Raw genomic sequence first — 18,596 nt, forward strand, 5'->3', positions numbered from 1 at the left:
TGATATTTATAGGCTAATTTCAGCCTGCTAATTGCAGTCTGACATCGGGAAAAATAGCGCCCCGCCGATTTCAGTAAAACCTCAGATTAATAAATCCTTCTTAAGGTATTCTTAATAATGTTTGTTATTAATATTCTGCCCTTACAATAATCAGTGTCCTTTGATGGATCTCAGGTGACAGTCAGTTAATATCTGTCAGCCCCTTTGTGTCGGTAAGGTAAAAACAGGGCTAAAAAAAGTGAATAAAATCGCGACTTCAGGCGTTAACGTTGAGTCTGCCTAAAAAAGAGAAAATAGTGATGATACGTGCCGCCTGTTTATGCACTCTGTTAGCCCTGGTGAGCCCGGTGCTTTGCGCCGCGCCGATAACCTATGCCATTACCCCCGACACAACGTCGATAGGCCTTTCATGGCGCGCCTTTGGTCACGACTTTTCGCAGGCCAGACTGCAGGGTGTGACTGGCACGGTGACACTCAATCCTGATGAAGACCGTGACGATCGTATTGAAGTGACTATTCCGGTAGGGACGCTGGTGGCCTCGAACAGCCTGTTAACCTGGCAACTGAAAAGTAATCTGTTTTTTGATGCAGCGCGTTACCCAAATATTCACTTTGTCAGCAGCCGCGTGGCCTCACTGGGTGGCGGGAATTACCGTATTTTTGGTGTGCTGACGGTTAAAAATGTCAGCCGGCCAGTCGTGATGCTGGCCTCGCTGGACAGCGGAAAGACCATTGATCCGGCTTCAGGCTCGCTGGCGCTGCATGCCTCCACCGCCATCTCCCGCTCCGCCTTCGGCATGGATCGGCTGATCGGTGTGGTAGATGACCGCGTCAACATTGCGCTGGCCATTGCCGCGCAGGGCAGATAGCTGCTGTTGCAGTAACCGCTTAGAGGACCGCCCTGTTAACTAAGCGCTGTCTGCAATGTTTCCGCAGTGGCAGCCAGTTGCGCCGGTGGGTTGCGGCCAATCAGCACATACTGATAGCCGTCACGCTTCCACCAGGCCAGCTGCATGCCATGGCGCTGTTCACGGGCGATGGGGTTCGCGTTGTCCGGCGCAGGCGAGATACAGAGCGCCATCGGGCCATAATCAGCATGCAGCCAGGCGATCTGCGCTATCGACGTCCGTTCGTAGCGCAGGATCCGTACCATTTTCAGTTCAGCCCCGGGCAGGCGGAGTTGCTGCGGATGCAACTGCAATCCTAAATCGAGACGGGTTCGATCTAATCCTCTCTGCAACACAGCAGCGTCATTGGGCATATCGGCCAGCGTTTCAGCACTGTAGAGCGACATATAGCGAGCTTCCAGATCGCGGATATTCTGGCTTTCATCCTTCTCATCATCTGACGGTCCTGCCAGCAAACCGAGGCCGCTGCCCACCAGCAAAAAACTGGCTGATGCGGCAATCAGTGCCCGACGGCTGTAGCCTTTGGCCGGCATCGGCGCAGGTGCCGTGATGGCCGCCAGTCGCTGTGACATTCTGGCCTGCGGTGCCTGTTCCAGCAGCGGTGCAAAAGCCTGCTCAAAATCGAGACTGCTGAGCTGGAAATGCGCAATCCGTCCGGCCAGCTCAGCGTCCTCCGCTATCGCCTGCTCAAACTGCGCGACTTCCTGCGGCGTCATCTCACCATCCAGCCAGGCGACTATCGCCTCATCGCGCCACGGTGGCGTAAAAGTTTCCCTGTTCATCTCCGTTTCTCCTGGGGTGAGGGCGAGGTCGCTGTCTGTCTGGCCAGCATGGCACGTGCGGCGGCCAGACGACTCATAATCGTGCCTATCGGGACGGAGAGCGTCTCTGCCGCTTCCTGATAGGTCAGACCTTCGACATAAACCAGAAACAGCGCATTACGCTGAGCCTCAGGTAAAGCGTTAACCTGTAGCATAATGCGCTGGAAGTGACGGGTATCGTCGCTGGAGGCGTGATTATCTGCGGCCAGTAGCGCATCGGGATCAACGAATCCCTGCCCCTGCCGCACCTTTCGTGCCCGCAAATCGCTGATCCAGATGGAGTGAAGGATTGAAAAGAGCCATCGGTCAATGCGCGTGCCCGGTGTGAACTGCGCGCTGCGTTCCAGCGCGCGTACGCAGGTTGACTGCACTAGCTCTTCTGCCATGTCACGATTGTGTGACAGCACATAGCCGTAACGCCAGAGCCTCGTCAGATGTTGCGCAAGATGCTGACGGATGTCGCTATGAGTGATTTTACGCTCCTCTCTGCCGCATCAGGCCTCGGGATGGCCAGTAATGGCGGCCTGCAGATCGCGGTACTCCTCACAATCTGTGCCACAAATCCCGGCAATGGTTTTTAACTGTTCGCGCGCCAGATCCGGACGCCCTTTGATCATCCAGGCTTCGCCCAGATATTCACGCACTTTAGCGTAACGAGGATCGAGTGCAATGGCGCGCTGATAATAGCCAATACCTTCGTCCGTGCGGCCAAGCTTGCGGGTAGCGTAACCACGATAGTTCCAGGCTTCACGGGTATCTTGATTTTGCAGCGTATCCAGCAGGTTGAGCGCCGCCTGATATTCGCCCTTTTTCGCCAGATGCCAGGCGTAGCGGGTTTTATCGTCATCACTCAGCTTGCTGGTCTTCTCGGGCACACAACTTTTAGTGTGACTGTCATAGACCTGACCTTTGGGGCAGTCAGGCGTCTTTTTATCACTGTCATTGTCGCCCATCGCCGTACTCAGCGGAGAGTGCAGCATCAGCAACAGTGCCGGAACGGCAAGCAGAGAAAAACCAGAACGCGTTGTCATAATTTATCCTTATCGGGTCTGTGAGGCAGGCGATAAAACCCACCGGATGCAGTCCGCTATCGCGGCGCTGTACGGTAAACAGCTCAGCGCCGGTTTCTATTCGATAAAAATAAAATTATTTTTTGCCAGGGTGCCACGCTGAATCAGAACAGCAGTTTTTCCACCGCACAGAAACGCCGTTCCGCCAGGGAGTTCACCGCGGCTTCCGCAATCGCCTGGGCTTTCAGTCCATCCTCAAGGCCCGGGAGATCGTCAACCTGCTCACCGTTAAGCGATCGGATAAACGCATCAAGATGAGCATAATAAGTTGGCTGCACCCGGCTGAACCAGTCGGGCAACAAGCCTGGCTGCTGAATCTGCGCACCCTGATAGCAGCTGACGCCACGTTGCGGCTGAGAGGCTGATTCCAGCATCCCGTGCGGTCCCATCACGCTGATGCGTTCATCGTAGCCATAGCCGGTGCGGCGGGCATTATCGAGCTGTGCCAGCGCCCCGCCCTGCAGCCGCAATAGCAGCGTGCTGGTGTCCACGTCGTCAAATTCGCTGATCGATGGCAGAGCCAGCGCGGCTCCCATCGCTGCCACCTCTGTCACCTCCTCTTCAGTCAGCCAGCGCAGCAGGTCAAAAAAGTGGATAGCCTGATCGCGCATCTGCCCCCCGGACGCCTGAAGATAGGCCAGCGGCGGCATGGCTGAGGATCGGCAAACCATCTGAATCAGTTCCGCCGGGCCGATCCGCCCCTGGCGGAGTTGTTGCTTCAGTTGCTGATGGCTGACATCAAAACGGCGATTAAACCCTACGGTGACCGGCACGTTGCAGGGGAGAACATTAGCCACGGCTGAACGGGCCCGCTCAAGAGAGAGATCGACCGGTTTTTCACAGTAGATGGCTTTACCGGCGCGGGCGGCAACTTCCAGCAAATCAGCATGGGTTGGCGTCGCGCTGGCGATCAGTACCATATCAATCTGCCCATCATTTATCGCCTCGTTGACAGACGCGGCACGGGCTCCAAAACGGGTCGCAAAGGCGGAAGCGCGCGCGGGATCCGCATCTGCGACCCACACCAGTTCAACCCCGGGATGCGCCTGAAGATTCGCGGCATGAACTTCACCAATAAAGCCACACCCCAGCAGGGCGACACGTTGTTTTTTACTCATTTATTTGAACTCCATCATAGTCCGGCAGAAAGCTGCATCAGCAGGATAACGCGACGTTTTACACTGGCGGCATGGTGTTTTGAGGTCTTTACCTCAGAGGAGATCGGCATGTCGCTGAAAGAAGTGGCCCGACGGGCAGGTGTGGGACTGGCAACTGTGGATCGGGTGCTTAATGAACGTGGCGGCGTCGCACCGGAGACGGTTCACAAGGTGCTGCAGGCGGCACGTGAAACGGGGCTGAAGCGGATCCTGCCTGAGGAGCATCGTCATCCCTGGCAGATTGAACTGCTATTAAGCAGCAACGACTCTTTTTTCTTTAAACAGCTGGCGCAGGATTTTACTGAAGTCGCCTCGCATCTGGGTTATCGCCGGTTAACGCTGCATCGCACTTTTGTCCCGGAGGCGCAGCCTGAGCGGCTTGCAACGCTGATCAGACAGGGTGCTGAGACGCGCGATGGACTGATCGTTTTTGCCCATGAGCATCCGGCGATTTATGAGGCGCTGAACCATTGCCAGGCGCGTGACGTCCCGGTAATTTCGCTGGTCACCGATTTGCCCGGCGCCGCCCGGCTTTGTCATGTCGGGATCAATCAGTTGCAGGCAGGACGTACTGCGGGTCAGCTGATGGGCAAAATGCTGCATCAGCCCGGAGAGGTGCTGATAGTAAGTGGACACCTGGACTACAGTGCACATCGTCAACGTATTGATGGATTTCGCACTCTGATAACTGAACGTTTTCCTCACCTTCAGCTGCGTGAGGTTCTGGCCGCTCAGGAAAATCGCGACGCCCTCAGTAAGTTGCTGGAAAAACAGCTGATTCAGAGCGGAAATCTGCAGGGTATTTATAATACCGGGCTGGGGAATACCGAGATCGGGCAGGCGCTGGCACGACATCGTCGGCTGAATCAGTGCATCTGGATCACTCATGAGCTTTATACCACCACCCGCACGCTGATGGCCCAGCAGAGCGTTGCGCTGACACTGGATCAAAATACCCGGCAGCATACCCAACTCGCGCTGCAGCTGATGCTGAATTATCTGGAGCAGGGAGAGAAACCCGATGAGTATATCAGCGGGAAAGTGGACTTCATGATTTATACCAACGAGAACGCGATATAAAGAAAACCGTCAGATCACACTATCCAGCAAGGGCCCAGATTTTCGTTGAAGATGCTCCTCAATACGATCTGTTATTGAAGCCATTGAGAATGGCCCAGCGAATAACACGCTTTTAGCTTTGTACAGCATCACCTTTCCCCGGATCGTCAGAATCAGCAAGAGTTTCATGACGGTAAATACCCCCATTAGTCAGATTTAAAAACTGGTATTTATATAAATATCAAAATATAAAACTATATGCAGCTAATTTATCATTTTAATGCTCCAGTCCAATCCAGGATTGTTATTATCGCCTCGATTCCGGCAGGCTGGCGGCGTACTGCGTCAAAAAAACACGGTGGGCCCGTCAAGAGGAGCATAAACAGTCTGTGTGGTGCTGATACGCGAAGGCGTGAAACTGATAAAGTACGTTTTTTATAAGATTTGATAAATATCAAGCCTGGACGGGTTATTAGCGGCAGAGTTCCGTTACGTTTTCACTTTCTGACGGTGCGATGCTAAATTCTCATCGGTCTTAGACAGATCGGCTTGCAGCGCTTTTTAATATACGCGTTCTGACGAAGCGGTTGTCCTGGATTTTTCCTGCACCCGCAACGGTACCTGACAGAGTAATGAGAGACCGGTTTGGAAAACTATTTATCACCAGTACGCACCACCACAGAAAGAGTACTGCACGCGGTAATTTTTGAAGTCGCTGCTAATGTGTTAGTTTTTATTATCCTGATTATCTGGGCTTCTGCAGCACCTGCGCAATCGGCACTGTTAACGATAGTCTCATCAACGCTGGCTATGGGATGGAACTATCTGTTCAACCTGATTTTTGACAGCGTTCAGCTACGAACAGGATTTAAAAAAGAGTGGCGGATGAGATGCCTCCATGCCGTTCTTTTTGAGGCGGGTCTGTTATTAGCATTGACACCCTTTGCAGCATGGTGGCTGGATATCACGCTACCCGAAGCGCTGAAACTGGAGTGTGGACTGGTGATTTTTTTTCTGGTCTATACTTATCTTTTTAACCTTCTTTGGGATTACGGCAGAGCAGCACGCAAAAGAAAAAATACAATAAATTCATAACATTAATCTCGATGTAAAGTGGCAGAACTGATTTACTTATCTTCCGCTTAACCGGGTCAGTGAATCGTCAGATGCGACACTGCGCATCTGAATTAATTCAGTGCGTAAGGACATACGTATATCTGTTATCAGGATCCTGGTTATTTTTCCTGGCAGCATCGATATGACAGCGAGTCAGCTTAAATAAAGTTAAGACCGCGCATAAGCCCATTTTTACAGGTTAAATTCAGCAAAATATCATGAACAAAATCTATTATCTGAATAAATTAAGAAACTGTCCATCAACCGATATTCTGGATATAGTGACAAGTTATATGCGGAAAAAGCTGCCTTCTGACGATCTTTCATCTTTTGAAGGCGCATATGATCATCGCAAAGCCGAGCTGATAATGAATGAGACCTATAGCGAAGTGCCTTCTGAAGTGTGGAGACTGGTATGCTGAACCCGTGAAACAGGTGTCTGGATCAATAACGCCACTTTATTTTTCAGGGAATAACTTTCCTGTGGGTCATTAACAGATCAATAAAAATCTGTCAGATATTATATCTCTGAAAATGACTGATGAATGATACTGCCGGATAATAGACAGAGCATCACACTGCACGACAGTGATGCTCTGTTATTGAACGCTATCAAAAACGCCAGGCGAAACCGACCTGACCGCTGTAATCCGTTTTAAAGTCACCACCGAAACTGGTATCGACTTTCGCGATGAGCGAGAGGTCAGGCGTAATGACACCCTGCAGGCCCACGCTGCTGCGATAGCGGTTGTCAGACCAGGCGCTGTATTGACGATTCGACTGACGATCTGAAAGCGTCGTGGTTGAACCGTTTTTACCCGGTGAATATTGATATTCAATGCTCGCACTCAGGTTCACGTTGGGCAGCCAGACACCCATGCCGCGTTTCTGCGCCATAATGCCGGTGGTTGTGAAGTAAGGCGTCGCTGAACTCAGCGCCACTTCTGCATCCTCTCCTTTCAGGGTGTAACCTGACATGATGCCACCGCTGACGCCCACGTAGGGTGAAATAAACAGCGTATCGTCAGCCAGACTGAACTGATATCCCGTCCGCAGACTGCCTGCCAGCATATGACTATCCTTTTTCATGCCGTTGATATGCAGGGCAGGATCCAGCGTTAACTCCTGGTTCAGATACATATAGCGACTGGCAGCATCAATAAACCATCCGGTATCAGCCTGCCACGAATAATAGGCACCCACCGTGGCCAGGCGATGTTTTTCATAACCCTTTCCTTTGACTTCACCCTGGGTATAACTGGCGCTGATACCGGCTGTTTGCGTATTGTTGCGGGTATCCCAGCCCACGTTCAGGGTCTGCTGGTTCGTGCTCAGGCCCAGAAAACGCCCTTTTCTCTGCTCAATGGTTGCCCATGAACCGCTACTGTCTGGCGAAGCGCGCAGACTGTCGGTGCGGTTATGCAACTGGCTGACTGCTTCACTGAAAATGTACTGACGCGAGGCGAGTAAGGCGCGTGTACGCTGGATCAGTGGCAGGTTGTCGTAAACAGAGAACCAGTCGTCCGGATTAAACGCCGGTTTTTTGGCTTCCTCTTCGGCTTTCGCGGCCTCCTCTTTCGCTTTTTCTTCGGCCTTTGCTTTTTCTTCAGCCTCTGCTTTTGCTTCCGCTTCGGCTTTTGCTTCGGCCTCTGCTTTCGCTTTGTGAGCATCCGCCTCATCAACAGGTGTTTCTGGCTCAGGCGTCACTTCCGGCGCGGGCGTCGGTTCTGGCTCAGGCGTCACTTCCGGTGCGGGTGTCGGTTCTGGCTCAGGTGTCACTTCTGGTGCGGGTGTCGGTTCTGGCTCAGGTGTCACTTCCGGTGCGGGCGTTGGTTCTGGTTCAGGCGTCACTTCCGGTGCGGGCGTCGGTTCTGGTTCAGGCGTCACTTCCGGCGCGGGCGTCGGGTCTGGCACAGGCGTCACATCCGGTGCGGGCGTCGGGTCTGGCTCAGGTGTCACTTCCGGCGCGGGCGCTGGGTCTGGCTCAGGCGTCACTTCCGGCACGGGCGTCGGGTCTGGCTCAGGCGTCACTTCCGGTGCGGGCGTCGGGGCTGGCTCAGGCGTCACTTCCGGCGCGGGCGTCGGGGCTGGCTCAGGTGTCACGTCCGGTGCGGGCGTGGGTTCAGGTTCAGCCGATTTGTTACTTTCGAGCACCCATAACACGCGGTCGTTATTTTCTTTCACCTGATAATTCGGTGTGTAAACACTGAAGCCGCTGTAGCTGTCTGCAAAAGAGAAATAGCTGTGCGACGTGCCAGCAGGTGCATCAACCATCACCAGATCCTGGGTTAGCGCAACCTGCTCTTCGCTGCTCACTAACAGGCTGACATCCAGCAGGTTATCGCCACCACTTACCGCGTTTTTAACAATCAGTTTGTCGCTTTCCAGCGTTGAAGGTTTGACGCCTAACATCAGATTCAGTCCGGTCGCATCCAGTGAATCAACGCTCAGCGTTTTAGCGCTCCAGCTGCCTGAAGGAACCATCGAAAGCGTAGATCCACGCTGTGCCAGCAGTGAGGTGACATTACTGTTACCAGTCATCATCCAGGTAGCATTTGCATCCAGCGTCATCAGGCTACTACCGGTAGAAGTCACAGCGCCCTGATAATTCACCTTTCCCAGATAAAGCGAACTGTTATTTGCCAGCTGAACGTCCCCTTCCACTTCACTGGCAGGCAACAGTGCGAGCGCATCTGCACTGCGCACCGGCTGGCTGCAGGAAACATCATCAGAATAGATCGCAGAATAGCAGCGCCAGCTTTTCTCTCCTGCCTGCGCGCTGTCGTTGTAGCCCAGAGACAGCGTTGAAGATTCAGCGGCGACCATCTTCGCTTTCACACCCGCGTATTCTCCCACCTGGAAATGCGCACCGGTGCCAACATTAATCTGATCGGCTTTAAACAATGACGTGCTCCAGTCATCATCGTTGACAACGGCACCTGCATGGGCAACTGGCTGCCCAGAGAGGACCACGGTACCGCTCGTAATATCCATATTGCCATTCAGATTCATACCACCGGTCAGCGCGGTAATTGCCGTGGCGTTGCGTGGCAGAATGTTAACGTTCATAACGCCATTCAGCGCACTATCCAGCGTTTCACCCAGAAAACCGCGGAACACCTGAACGTTCAGCTGCGTCAGCCGATGGTTAATGGCTTCATCGGCATCAGTTCCCAGGTAAGTCCAGGTCGACGTCGAGGATTTATCCGTGGGGAAATACCAGTATGAGGAGGTATTTAACTGAAAGTACTCGGTATCTTTGGTATAGGGGTTGTTATAAACATAGATTGAACCCGGAGTGCCTTTGGGATTGCTACCGTGAAATGTATTAAAAGGCACGTCAGCGGCGGTGTAGCCCGTGATATTGAGCGTTGCCGCGGCATTACTGTGGTTAACGAGTGTCGCGCCACTGTCGGTATGATTAATTTTTCTAAAGCTCAGCGTATTACCGTTTAAATCCAGCCGACCACCCCGATAGCCAAAGTAGATTTGGTCTGTACTCACCTGAGTGGCATCATTCAGTACTACGGTTGGCCGGCCGCTGACCAGGGTGACCGAAGAGAAAGCCTGTTTATTGCCTGAGGCATCCGCTTGCTGATCGAGGATAACGGTACCCTCTCCCACATTCAGTGAACCTGGATTTTTGCCCGTTGCATTGACATGCAGTGTTCCCGCGCCAATTTTATGCAGGGCATCACTGTCCAGACCGTTAACCTGCCACAGAACGGCTTTATCTGCGTCAACCTCAATGCCGCCTCCTGCCCAGGTCGCATTCACTCCCTCTGCTGAAGTCACAGTATAGTTGTTAGAAAACTGAAGTTTGCCTGCGCCCATATTGATTGGTGCATTCAGCGTGATCAGTCCGCCAGCCCCGTTGAAACGAAGATCTTTAGTCGCATCGAGTTCTTCATTACTGGCAGCAGAAGGTGCCAATGACGCATAGGTTGCTCCCAGTCCCGCCCATGACCAGGAGGACCCGTATTGCGTTATTGCGGTGTCGTTCCAGAAAATTGCTCCGTTGCCTGCCATATCAACAACGTCAGGTGAAGTATTGGCAGCCTGCACCGACGCAATGAAATCACCCGGGATATAGCCTGCAATCGCACGTTTTTTGTAAAGTCCACTATCCTGGTCATAGCCAACATGGACCGCAACGAGCTTCCATTGCTGCTCAATGTCATCCCAGGCAAAGACCGGACTACCGCTATCGCCGGCGTTAGCACCGATTGAAAGAGGTGTGGTATTAGCATCATCGGGTCCCAAATTGTAATAACGCAGATAGGTGCTATTAGATATGTCACGTACATTATTTGCGCTGATAGTGCCGCCGGTCTTCCAGTTATAAGCACCCGTCAGCAGGACACGCTCAGTCTGGTCGTCGTTGATTTGCTCCTGCGTCCCGGTGCCTACTCGGGTATACCATGAATAGCGTGATTTATAATCAGCGATAAAGTCTGATTTGGTCACGTAGTTATAAGGTGCAGCCTCCGTAACCACCTTATTTAACCGCGGCGCATGAAAATCCTGTGTGCTGAGTTCGTTACGATTGATGAGCGTGTAAGTTGTGGCATATTGAGCACCATTACCAAATGCCACCGATTTATAACCGGAGTTATGTTTTACACTGACAATATACGACGGTGAGATAAGCGTTGCGTAGCCCATAGAGGCTACGCCGCCAAAATCAGGCATAGGGAAATTAAGATAGTCCGTTAGCGATCCATCTTTGCTATAAACTGGGGCCTTCATTCTGCCCACATTATAGTTCCCCAAATTTTCTGCAAAATCGCGATAATCCTGAACATCAATATTGTTAAGCATGATGCCCGCATAAGATTTGGTGCAGATAAAGAAGGTACAACATAGCGCTGCGCTTCCAAAATACTTCAATGGATTATCCTCATGAGGCTATTGTTATTTAAGAAAAATACCTTAATTAATTAAATAGTATCATTATGACAATCGGTAACAGAATCTGAGTTTTATATTTCAATTGATCCAGATCAAAAAACGAGACGAGTCAGTGTAAAAACTGAGGTAACTTTATGTATTGCAAAGCAATAAAAACTCATTGCCAAAATGGAATGAACATTTACTTTTAATAAAACACTTAAAATTATCGTCAGGCCAATTGTCAAATGAGATCAAAATAAAGATGTAAGCACACATATTGATAAAAGATAAATCATTAATTCGGATTGGAAATAATTCCCTGCATCATGTAATCTTTTTTATTTGAAACCGACTGTAATTACATCGACTAAATAACATCCAAAGTCATTCATGATATTAATCAATCCCCTTTCTGCTGCAAAGGAATGATGGAGCTTAGCCTCATTTTCCGGGACGGAAATGAGGCCAGAAAGCCGAGCCCGTACAGGAAAAAGAGCTGTAATAATCAACGAGGTCATTATCAATACTTAGCCGGGATTGAAAGCCGACAAGGGTGGCTAAAAATAACCTTTAATTGTATAGACTTTACTCACCTTCCGCCTGCTGACCGTTTAATGATAAGAGGATTATTGCGGGTGATCACGATGAAACAATGCCCATTGCTCAATCTTTTCACCGGAGGGTAACAGGCAATAGCGTGTGCTCCCGTTCGATGGTGCCTCCTGAACCTGCTGTCCGCCACGCTGAGCACACCATTCACTTGCGGGATTACGCATTGTAAGGCGCGGTGATTCAGCGCTATGGGGCGTGCAGCCGCTCATTTGCAGAGTAGCCAGCATCAGGGAACAGACTGTTATTCTATTTACTCTTTTCATTTAATCTTCTCTCAACATTAACTTCAGGCTGGTGAGACGGCGTTCCTCAGGTTCACCAGGCTATGACTCAACGCACAATAGCGATCAGCGTCTTAAATAAGTAGCTCTGAATCAGACAGTTGTCAGAATGTGACTCTTCAGACAATTTATTTCTTAAATCCGGAAGCGGGTCTGAGCGTGTAATAATGATAGCACCCACACGCTAAACTTACTCTGAACAAACCGTCTTGTTACTGACAACCCCCTCGCCATCGGACAAAACAGAATAAATAACGCCCAAAAGAGAATGCCTGTAATAATAAATAACAACAATCCCCAGGCCAGAACTAACACACAAGCTTAATTTTCAATAGAAATTCGTTCAGCATGCCGAAATTATTTTAACCTATCGTTAAAAGATACTCACTTTCATTCCCTTTACATAATTCACTTCCACCCTGCATAATCCTGACATCTTTAGTACAGATGCTGTTATTAATGGATTTAATAAAAAATACACTCAATTCTTATCGGGCTAAGACTCAGTATGAGGTGTGAAGTAGTAAGCCTGTTCAGAGGCTATTCGCCCTTTAATTAAACCTCAAGGAAGATTGACTGATATGAATAAACAACCTGACCGAAATAAATGCATAAACGCGATGGTGCTGGCTGGCGGAATGAGGATATTGCCGCGGGTCAGTTCTGCTGCTGTAGCGGGAAACAGGTTTCTGCCAATTCAGGATCGGGCAGCTCCGTCACACCGGTTGCGTCAGGTAGTGCTTTTGCAGAAGGGGTGGTTGTGAGCAATCAGTCCTCGTTGCAGGCCAACGCATTGCAAATCACAGCTCAGGGCACCAACGGTATCGTTTTAGTTTTAAAGAATAAACCCAATAAAAGATGTGTGCTTAAGGAAACCTGAATGAAGAAAATATTATGGATGATACTGGCCCTGATCAGCTCGGGCCCGGCGTATGCTCGTCATGAGGTCACCGTTGCAGAGGCGAAAACGATGCGCGACGATCGACAGGTTACACTCACAGGGACCATTAGTGGCAGAGCAGATGATGATCATTACTGGTTAAAAGATTCGACGGGTCGTATTCGTGTCGATATAGATGAGGACGACGACGATGATCGTTATCTGATGGGTAAAAAGGTCCGGATCATCGGTGAAATTGACCGCGATGATGGTGACAGCGAAATTAATGTAGATCGCGTTTTTATTCTGCAATAATCCTCTACAAAAAACATAAAGAGCCAGCGATGACGCTGGCTTTTTAAGTTCATCAACCTATCAGAAGGTTCATGCCACTTCGGGCAACTCACCGGCAAAAAGATAAGTGACCCACAGCTTCGCACTCAGGTCCTGGCGATGGCTGATACAACAAATGACTTTTAATATTGCCATTTCAGATGCTGAAAAGAAGCCCGGTTGATCATTCCCGATTATGTAGGGATGATTTCTGCTGATTTTCGTGAGAAGAGTTGAGTGCAGGCACAGACTGAGAGAGATTACGGCTATCCACGCCTGACTGAAACGCATCAGGTAGATGAAGTACGGGTGCAGCAACGACATAGTTACTGTAAATATAAACAGACAGCAGAATAATCATACCTAACATCATTACTGTCACCATTCTAAAAGTAATGGCCAAAGATTTATATTTTTTTAGTGGCTCTTTCTTCACAAAAACCTCTTTACACCCTGAACACGAAAAGCAATCTGTGCATCACAGGAAAGCAGTTCATCAGAAATGGCTATTAACGTCAGAAACCACTCAAATACGGACTGAACAAATAGCTAAAAACTTACATATTCAATAACGCCTTTATAAAGCTCCAGCAAAGTGACATCATTAATGAAAGCGTTAAACTCCTTATCACCACTTAGCGAAAACTTCTTCATCACATTATACTTATGTGCATAGATCGTTTTAGCAGAAAGGTTCAGACGTTTAGCTGTCTGCCCCACGCTATACCCTTTTTTTAAAAAACTTAGTACCTGCAGCTGGACAACCGTGATACGCGCAAATTCACAGTGTGAGCAATCTGAGGGTAGAAATCCCTTCAGGCTTTCCTGCTTTTCCAGCCAGAAGCGGATAACTTTTGCAGAAATATTACGGACAGAATCGCTACGCGAGATGACAATCAAAGAACGATAGCAGAGAGGCAGGTGCTCAGTGATGATGTCCGCAACCTCATCAACAAACACCATTAAAATACTACCAGGCTTCCGATCCCGGTAGGCGGGCTGACACATATAAAGGCGCCACTGTGCAACACTGATCAGTATGAAATCCGCCTGAGGTAAATTTTGCGCGTCATAAGCGGGTAAAAATTCTACTGGTGTGTCAGATAATAGTGCTTCCTCAATAATTTTTGAAATGCCCAGCCGAAAGAAGTAGTTTTCATTTGTACAAATGACTTTAAAATCCATTTTTCCCTTAAGCATCTCAAAAGTTAAAATAAAAAACCAATCAGGTAAACTTGCCATTAATCAGAGTCAGTTCACCTTTCTCTTTTAATTCTTTCAACACTCTGCAAATGGAGCTTTTTGAAAGATGAGAACTATTTTCAATCAGATATAGTGCCGAAAATCGCTTCTTAAGATGAGGAGGTAGCTTCCCCCAGCGATTGATTAAAGAAATCACTTCATCATGCGAATTATTTTTAGGTAGCTGGATGTAGTTCATCAGGTCAGAGTACTGGCCAGATAGAATGGACATGGCATCATTGAAAAGATCTTTCTCAAACACCAGGCGCCAGAACACATCGTAATCTATGAAACTGATCTTTCCATAGTCAATTCTTTCCAGATAGACAGGTGGTTCATCAAGTGCCGGAGTGACACCGACAACAAATGGAGCCGACAAGATATTTAAAACCTTATTTTCGCTCTTTAATTTGAGTAAGAAATCACCATCAAGAATGAACATAACCCGGCGTACATTATCTTTAGTGAGATGGTAACGACGCTTGCCGCGCGAAATCTCATCTGGATTAGCAACCTGGGTATACCCGGCTAGCGCATCGATGATCCGCTCATGATTTTCAGTCACTCTATACATAATAATTAACTCAATCTAACTAACACAAGGTTAGTGATTAGTAGAAAAATTAGCAAAAATCCGTTTGTTATAATCTCTTTTTTTCGCCTGGCGTATTGACGATCTCTGACTCTCCCCCAAATATGAGCCATAGAAAGGTTGACTGGTTTCACTATAGTAAAACCATCACGCTAAAATTCAACACCACAAACACGCAAAAAGGAAGAGAATTACACCAATGAATGGCATCACAACCAGATATTTCACCGCTTAAAACCTTATTAATCAGTATATCAAACTAACAAGTAGAGAATTACTGATAGTGTTATAACTTTTTTCTTAAAAAAGGAATCAATCATAATCATTTGAACATTGATGTTATAATTCAGCGATATTAAGCACACAAAAAGGCGGCAGAAGTTTAAATACACTCCATTATTTATAATGTCTTTAATCATTATGGAATCATTGTTAATTACCCCCTAAAAGTAAAAAAAACACCACAGCATCTGATGTCATAAATTAAACCACAGCGTCCCCATAACAGACATTTAAATAACAAATTAATGAATATATAGTTTTATACTCTGCGTTTTATAGATATTGCAGACATAAGTCCTGGGTAGATGAATTGTTCTATTGCTGCAACCTTCATCTTAGATTGCATATGAAGACCGATTTCTCATCCTCTGGACGTTTAATCAGATTCCACTTTCTCCCGCTGAAGCTTTTACATCGCAGAATGCGTACCCCTTTCAACATTTAAAAAAACCAGTAATGCGAAAAGTTAAACCACCTCATCAATAGTCGACAGCAAACATATAACGATGTAAATAATTTCACGGCAAAACTCTAAATCACTATGAATGTAAAAAATTGTTAATAAAAGACACCTTCAGCTAATAATGCCAATAGCACGTGATATTAATTATGGATATTTTACTATTTTATTTTCCAGGGCTTCCAAACCCAATAACGCCGTTCGCTTGAAGCGGCGTTCTAAAAATTAATGCTGAGTAATCGAGTAAGTGATTAATATTGCAGATATAAATGAGAGTTAACGCCTGTTGAAATGTAAAATGTTTCAGGCGCAGGTTTTTTGATTTTGTGGGTGCTGTCGTTGTAGGTAGCGTTACCGGTATAACTGCTTTCGGTCTCACATGGGCAACGAGCGGCGGTAGCGCGGGTGGTATCGCGGGTTTAGGTATTATTTCTGGCGGTGTCGGCCTGATTGTCGGCGCAGTGGTTGGCCTGGTTGATGGCGCACTTTATGGTGCGATTAATGGCTGGGATTCAACGATTAGCGGGTTCAATCAGATTGCTGAAAACCAGTTTGATCCTACTGGTTCTGTCATTACTTCATAAGGGAATATCATGCGTGGATTGAACGATCGTGAAATTGAAGGCGTTAGTGGTAGCAACGTACACGCTGAGTTACCAGTAGTCAGCAGGGCTCTGATGAGCCCTGCTTCACTTTTTAACTACAGAAAAGGACTATCTGTGAATATTTTAGGGGAGAGGAAGCTCAGCAGTGGTGTTTCTGATGAAAATACATTTATTCTTTCTTCTGTCCAGACCAAACTTCTAAGAAAGTATTCAAATCTGAAAATTAATGCTTACCTGGTTGAGTCAGAGGATTTAATGTTACTATTCAGAGAGAAGACGCCAGCGATATTGATTACGAACTGTTGCTTTACCTTTAACCGTAATGATTTAAATGGCGTGCGAAAGCTTTAAAAGTACATAAGCAAAATCCAAAACTAAAAATAATCATTTTTACTGCGCAAAAGTCAGTCTCTTTGTAAAAGGTCTATTACAAGTTCCGTTCAATGCTATCGTATACAAATGCGATGATATTCGTGACTGTTCAAGATATTCAATTGGGTTTGCTCATCTGATTCAGGAATATACTAATCAGAACAGATTCCGCGGTCAGTCAGGCGAACATAATAATCCGGAAGAGAATATTAGCCAGCTTGCTATTCTGCAAAAGCAGATGGAGGACTGGCAACAGGACGTCCATCAGCCAGTGGTTCTGTGTAATAATCTGACTACAGGTGTCATGATTACCTATGATTTTCTTCGGCCAGATAAACTTCGTCTTTACCAGAAATAAACGGTATTCACACTAAACATGGACGACCTGTTAATTTTATCTCTGTTAAAGGCGAGTCCCATTACCGCTGCAGATCTTCAGATTTTCTCAGATACCCTGAAAAGTTTCCGTACCGCGTAAAAGCGGCTCTGCCAGCCATGTGCAGATAGAATCAAACCGGAAGAGTTTTCCTCTTCCGGTGTCTCTTTCAGTAATAAGACGCTCATTTTAGTAACGCTGACAGGTGAAGAGGTAGGAAAGTGGTCCACCAATAAGATATGTCTTTTGATCGACCTGCGTCATATCCAGCTGCAGATAACCAGGATCGAGTGTAATCTCCGCCAGCAGCAGATTAAACACGGCATCCGGCGTCGTATCGTTTGTTGCGGTAATAATCGTCCTTATTTTATAGCGATAAGTGTCACGATCAATTTTATTACCTGCGCTCAGCGCAATGCGTCGATTAAGCGTTGTATCTTTATCGCCAAATGTAACCTGCCCGTTGAGTAACAGATAGCCCGAGCCAGAATCAATAAAACGCAGATCCTGGGAAACAGAAAACTTAATCGTTTCACCATCATGACGACTAAGATCATAGCGGCTGAACGCTGAACAGCGAAAAGGCAGGTCGTTAGTCCGCGGCTTGAAATAATTAATCCCGGCGAAAATCACCAGTAGCAGCGCAGCGAGTGTTAACGTCAGCATAAATGTGGCGTTCCGTTTCAAAACGTTCTCCAGTCAAGATAATAGAAGCTGTCGCAGGAAACGATATGGCCACTGCTGTTAAGGTTACATGCGGAGAGAATGGTCCTGCCATAGTCAGTCGTTGTGAATGACGTATTTTTATCAAAATAGATGCGCCGTCCCGGCACGCAGGATTGCTTATTCTCTTTGAGAATTTCAAGTATTTGTTTATCCAGTGACTTCTGCTCAAACACTTCCAGCCCCTGAACAATCACCGCCTCACAACCGCCTTGCAGTTTAATGGTACTCATAAAAGCACTTTTTTCACCAGACTCACTGATAGTGATGTACCACAAAGCACTTCCCAGCAACATCAACATAACAATGACAAATATCGCCTGCCTGACGCTGAGAAAAGCTTTTTTGACAACCTTATCGTCCATGACAGGATCGGGGTGTATCGCCGGGCTATCCTGGCTGGAAACAGCACCCTCCGCCGGCTCTTCATCATTCTGACGTTCTGTCACTACCAAAGCCGGGGAAGATTCGCGTTCAATTTTGATGTCAGTATTCAGCCGAATGCCGATTTTCGGAATGGTGATAATCAGATTTTCACAACCATAAGCCGCGAGCGCTCTGCGCAGGATACTCAGATACTGATTCAGATTACTGTTTGATCCACGCAGGCCATATTTATCCCAGACTTCGGTCAGCAAGGTTTCGCGCGCCAGTACTGCTCCCTGGGAATTCAGCAACTGCTCAAACAGCCGACCCGATGAAATACTCAGACTCAGCGTTTCCTGGGTAGGAATATGACTCAGCGTACAGTCATCTGAATTGTAGGTAACCTGATCATCGATAATGTAAATCATTAAGAAATCACTGAATTTGC

At 47.9% G+C, this 18,596-nt stretch carries 19 protein-coding genes; 8 read left to right on the forward strand and 11 right to left on the reverse strand.

Features of this window, described 5'->3' with window-relative positions:
* Window positions 1-299 precede the first annotated feature (299 nt).
* Window positions 300-869 carry a YceI family protein gene (locus AC0T7J_RS22795; RefSeq protein WP_473797728.1) on the forward strand — a complete coding sequence of 190 codons (570 nt, stop codon included), beginning with the start codon at window positions 300-302 and terminating at the stop codon, window positions 867-869.
* A 35-nt stretch (window positions 870-904) separates the two neighbouring features.
* Here AC0T7J_RS22795 and AC0T7J_RS22800 read toward each other — a convergent pair whose 3' ends face one another.
* From AC0T7J_RS22800 to AC0T7J_RS22815, 4 genes are all read right to left on the reverse strand, one after another.
* A complete protein-coding gene (locus AC0T7J_RS22800) occupies window positions 905-1,690 on the reverse strand; it encodes an anti-sigma factor family protein (RefSeq protein WP_473797432.1) in 786 nt (261 codons plus the stop codon).
* Complete coding sequence (locus tag AC0T7J_RS22805) at window positions 1,687-2,136, reverse strand: sigma-70 family RNA polymerase sigma factor (RefSeq protein WP_473797435.1); 450 nt, start codon at window positions 2,134-2,136, stop codon at window positions 1,687-1,689. The genes AC0T7J_RS22800 and AC0T7J_RS22805 overlap by 4 nt, the downstream gene beginning before the upstream one ends.
* Window positions 2,137-2,223: 87 nt before the next feature.
* On the reverse strand, window positions 2,224-2,760 hold the full coding sequence (locus tag AC0T7J_RS22810) for a tetratricopeptide repeat protein (RefSeq protein WP_473797438.1): 537 nt from the start codon (window positions 2,758-2,760) through the stop codon (window positions 2,224-2,226).
* 143 nt (window positions 2,761-2,903) lie between these two features.
* The gene (locus tag AC0T7J_RS22815) at window positions 2,904-3,917 is read right to left on the reverse strand and encodes a Gfo/Idh/MocA family protein (RefSeq protein WP_473797441.1); all 1,014 of its coding nucleotides are present in this window, start codon (window positions 3,915-3,917) and stop codon (window positions 2,904-2,906) included.
* 108 nt (window positions 3,918-4,025) lie between these two features.
* Here AC0T7J_RS22815 and AC0T7J_RS22820 point away from each other — a divergent pair, with 108 nt between their 5' ends.
* The 3 genes from AC0T7J_RS22820 to AC0T7J_RS22830 all read left to right on the forward strand — a co-directional run bounded on the left by AC0T7J_RS22820 (window position 4,026) and on the right by AC0T7J_RS22830 (window position 6,553).
* On the forward strand, window positions 4,026-5,036 hold the full coding sequence (locus AC0T7J_RS22820; RefSeq protein WP_473797444.1) for a LacI family DNA-binding transcriptional regulator: 1,011 nt from the start codon (window positions 4,026-4,028) through the stop codon (window positions 5,034-5,036).
* 624 nt (window positions 5,037-5,660) lie between these two features.
* Entirely contained in the window at window positions 5,661-6,110 is a 450-nt protein-coding gene (locus AC0T7J_RS22825; protein ID WP_473797447.1) for a PACE efflux transporter, read from the forward strand.
* 239 nt (window positions 6,111-6,349) lie between these two features.
* Window positions 6,350-6,553: an Hha/YmoA family nucleoid-associated regulatory protein gene (locus AC0T7J_RS22830; protein WP_473797450.1), complete on the forward strand. Its 204-nt coding sequence runs from the start codon at window positions 6,350-6,352 to the stop codon at window positions 6,551-6,553.
* A 190-nt stretch (window positions 6,554-6,743) separates the two neighbouring features.
* Here AC0T7J_RS22830 and AC0T7J_RS22835 read toward each other — a convergent pair whose 3' ends face one another.
* Together AC0T7J_RS22835 and AC0T7J_RS22840 are read right to left on the reverse strand one after the other, a co-directional pair.
* The gene (locus tag AC0T7J_RS22835; RefSeq protein WP_473797731.1) at window positions 6,744-10,952 is read right to left on the reverse strand and encodes a S6 family peptidase; all 4,209 of its coding nucleotides are present in this window, start codon (window positions 10,950-10,952) and stop codon (window positions 6,744-6,746) included.
* Window positions 10,953-11,650: 698 nt separating this feature from the next.
* Window positions 11,651-11,899 (reverse strand): putative hemolysin, encoded by a 249-nt coding sequence (locus AC0T7J_RS22840; RefSeq protein WP_473797453.1) that lies wholly within the window; start codon window positions 11,897-11,899, stop codon window positions 11,651-11,653.
* A 625-nt stretch (window positions 11,900-12,524) separates the two neighbouring features.
* On the opposite strand from AC0T7J_RS22840, the gene AC0T7J_RS22845 reads away from it, so the two are divergent.
* Together AC0T7J_RS22845 and AC0T7J_RS22850 are read left to right on the forward strand one after the other, a co-directional pair.
* Window positions 12,525-12,797, forward strand: a complete 273-nt coding sequence (locus tag AC0T7J_RS22845; RefSeq protein ID WP_473797456.1) for a hypothetical protein — start codon at window positions 12,525-12,527, stop codon at window positions 12,795-12,797.
* Window positions 12,798-13,112 carry a NirD/YgiW/YdeI family stress tolerance protein gene (locus AC0T7J_RS22850; protein ID WP_473797458.1) on the forward strand — a complete coding sequence of 105 codons (315 nt, stop codon included), beginning with the start codon at window positions 12,798-12,800 and terminating at the stop codon, window positions 13,110-13,112.
* 202 nt (window positions 13,113-13,314) lie between these two features.
* Here the strand turns inward: AC0T7J_RS22850 and AC0T7J_RS22855 are convergent, their stop codons facing one another.
* The 3 genes from AC0T7J_RS22855 to AC0T7J_RS22865 all read right to left on the reverse strand — a co-directional run bounded on the left by AC0T7J_RS22855 (window position 13,315) and on the right by AC0T7J_RS22865 (window position 14,946).
* On the reverse strand, window positions 13,315-13,566 hold the full coding sequence (locus tag AC0T7J_RS22855; protein WP_473797461.1) for a hypothetical protein: 252 nt from the start codon (window positions 13,564-13,566) through the stop codon (window positions 13,315-13,317).
* Between the two features lie 113 nt (window positions 13,567-13,679).
* Window positions 13,680-14,372, reverse strand: coding sequence for a helix-turn-helix transcriptional regulator (locus tag AC0T7J_RS22860; protein ID WP_473797464.1), 693 nt, complete (start codon window positions 14,370-14,372; stop codon window positions 13,680-13,682).
* Window positions 14,356-14,946 carry a helix-turn-helix domain-containing protein gene (locus tag AC0T7J_RS22865; protein WP_473797467.1) on the reverse strand — a complete coding sequence of 197 codons (591 nt, stop codon included), beginning with the start codon at window positions 14,944-14,946 and terminating at the stop codon, window positions 14,356-14,358. The genes AC0T7J_RS22860 and AC0T7J_RS22865 overlap by 17 nt, the downstream gene beginning before the upstream one ends.
* A gap of 1,086 nt (window positions 14,947-16,032) precedes the next feature.
* On the opposite strand from AC0T7J_RS22865, the gene AC0T7J_RS22870 reads away from it, so the two are divergent.
* Both AC0T7J_RS22870 and AC0T7J_RS22875 read left to right on the forward strand, forming a co-directional pair.
* On the forward strand, window positions 16,033-16,290 hold the full coding sequence (locus AC0T7J_RS22870) for a hypothetical protein (RefSeq protein WP_473797470.1): 258 nt from the start codon (window positions 16,033-16,035) through the stop codon (window positions 16,288-16,290).
* A gap of 9 nt (window positions 16,291-16,299) precedes the next feature.
* Window positions 16,300-16,662 carry a hypothetical protein gene (locus tag AC0T7J_RS22875; protein WP_473797473.1) on the forward strand — a complete coding sequence of 121 codons (363 nt, stop codon included), beginning with the start codon at window positions 16,300-16,302 and terminating at the stop codon, window positions 16,660-16,662.
* A gap of 586 nt (window positions 16,663-17,248) precedes the next feature.
* Here AC0T7J_RS22875 and AC0T7J_RS22880 read toward each other — a convergent pair.
* Complete coding sequence (locus AC0T7J_RS22880; RefSeq protein WP_473797476.1) at window positions 17,249-17,725, reverse strand: FidL-like protein; 477 nt, start codon at window positions 17,723-17,725, stop codon at window positions 17,249-17,251.
* 17 nt (window positions 17,726-17,742) lie between these two features.
* On the reverse strand, window positions 17,743-18,576 hold the full coding sequence (locus AC0T7J_RS22885) for a winged helix-turn-helix domain-containing protein (protein WP_473797479.1): 834 nt from the start codon (window positions 18,574-18,576) through the stop codon (window positions 17,743-17,745).
* Between the last annotated feature and the right edge of the window lie 20 nt (window positions 18,577-18,596).

The sequence above is a fragment of the Pantoea sp. E956-1 genome (assembly GCF_982223955.1).

Coding starts and splice junctions, on each gene's coding strand:
- AC0T7J_RS22880 (WP_473797476.1), bottom strand. CDS start 17,725: ATGCTGACGTTAACACTCGCTGCGCTGCTACTGGTGATTTTCGCCGGG.
- AC0T7J_RS22865 (WP_473797467.1), bottom strand. CDS start 14,946: ATGTATAGAGTGACTGAAAATCATGAGCGGATCATCGATGCGCTAGCC.
- AC0T7J_RS22815 (WP_473797441.1), bottom strand. CDS start 3,917: ATGAGTAAAAAACAACGTGTCGCCCTGCTGGGGTGTGGCTTTATTGGT.
- AC0T7J_RS22830 (WP_473797450.1), top strand. CDS start 6,350: ATGAACAAAATCTATTATCTGAATAAATTAAGAAACTGTCCATCAACC.
- AC0T7J_RS22795 (WP_473797728.1), top strand. CDS start 300: ATGATACGTGCCGCCTGTTTATGCACTCTGTTAGCCCTGGTGAGCCCG.
- AC0T7J_RS22875 (WP_473797473.1), top strand. CDS start 16,300: ATGCGTGGATTGAACGATCGTGAAATTGAAGGCGTTAGTGGTAGCAAC.
- AC0T7J_RS22860 (WP_473797464.1), bottom strand. CDS start 14,372: ATGGCAAGTTTACCTGATTGGTTTTTTATTTTAACTTTTGAGATGCTT.
- AC0T7J_RS22820 (WP_473797444.1), top strand. CDS start 4,026: ATGTCGCTGAAAGAAGTGGCCCGACGGGCAGGTGTGGGACTGGCAACT.
- AC0T7J_RS22845 (WP_473797456.1), top strand. CDS start 12,525: ATGCATAAACGCGATGGTGCTGGCTGGCGGAATGAGGATATTGCCGCG.
- AC0T7J_RS22835 (WP_473797731.1), bottom strand. CDS start 10,952: ATGCTTAACAATATTGATGTTCAGGATTATCGCGATTTTGCAGAAAAT.
- AC0T7J_RS22800 (WP_473797432.1), bottom strand. CDS start 1,690: ATGAACAGGGAAACTTTTACGCCACCGTGGCGCGATGAGGCGATAGTC.
- AC0T7J_RS22840 (WP_473797453.1), bottom strand. CDS start 11,899: ATGAAAAGAGTAAATAGAATAACAGTCTGTTCCCTGATGCTGGCTACT.
- AC0T7J_RS22810 (WP_473797438.1), bottom strand. CDS start 2,760: ATGACAACGCGTTCTGGTTTTTCTCTGCTTGCCGTTCCGGCACTGTTG.
- AC0T7J_RS22850 (WP_473797458.1), top strand. CDS start 12,798: ATGAAGAAAATATTATGGATGATACTGGCCCTGATCAGCTCGGGCCCG.
- AC0T7J_RS22885 (WP_473797479.1), bottom strand. CDS start 18,576: ATGATTTACATTATCGATGATCAGGTTACCTACAATTCAGATGACTGT.